Here is a 767-nt window from a genome sequence, read left to right as displayed (position 1 = left end):
CAGTGTATTCTTGCCAATCTTGGCGGCAAGCGTCGATCAAATCTTGGTATTTCATAATGGGGCAGCCTCGTAATTAGTCAAAGCTCGGTACGTAATCTTTCGCTTTTGGTAGCGTTTCGATGATTTTTTGTGAATACATGAACTCGGCGTAATCGTCGTAGCGTTTTAGGTCAACTGCCGATGGGCGAAGCGCGAAACGAGTTAACGTGTCATTCCAAGCGCGTTGGTTGAGCTCGTTGTTTAGCGTGTCTGGTGAGTAAGCGACAAACTCTTTCCAAGACTCTTTAGGGTGGTTGACGATGTAAGTGGTCGCTTGCTCCAGCGCTTTGTTGAACGCTTTAATAGCCGCTTTGTCGTAGGTTTTTGCATTCGCCACAAACACCAGTTCGTCATACGCTGGTACGCCGTGTTCTTCTGGGAAGAAGGCTTTGGCTTTGTAGCCTTCTAGCGCAAGTTGGTTGGTTTCGAAGTTGCGCAAGCCGCCCCAAATGGCGTCTACTTTCCCTGAGGCGAGAGAGGAAGAGAGTGCCCAACCGACGTTGATGATTTGCACGTCAGAAAACTTCACGCTCTCCTGCGCAAGCATGGTGCCGATTGTCGCCTCTTCGTTACCTGCGATAGCTATACCGATTTTCTTGCCTTTTAAGTCGCCAAGGTTGTCGTTCTTGCCGTTATCCAACACCATCAATGTGTTGAGGGGAGTAGCAATCAAGGTCGCAGAGTGAATTAATGGCAAGCCAGCCGCTACGTCGATGGTTAAGCTCGGC

1 protein-coding gene is annotated in these 767 nt (G+C 49.4%); it reads right to left on the bottom strand.

The annotated features are described in order from the left end of the window. Positions 1-73 precede the first annotated feature (73 nt). The coding region (locus R7E78_RS26105) for an ABC transporter substrate-binding protein (protein ID WP_318058608.1) at positions 74-767 on the bottom strand (694 nt) is incomplete at its 5' end.

It is taken from the genome of Vibrio sp. YT-19(2023) (genome assembly GCF_033337395.1).
The sequence above is the reverse complement of the archived record's forward strand: the minus strand, read 5'-3'. Positions and strand labels throughout refer to the sequence as shown.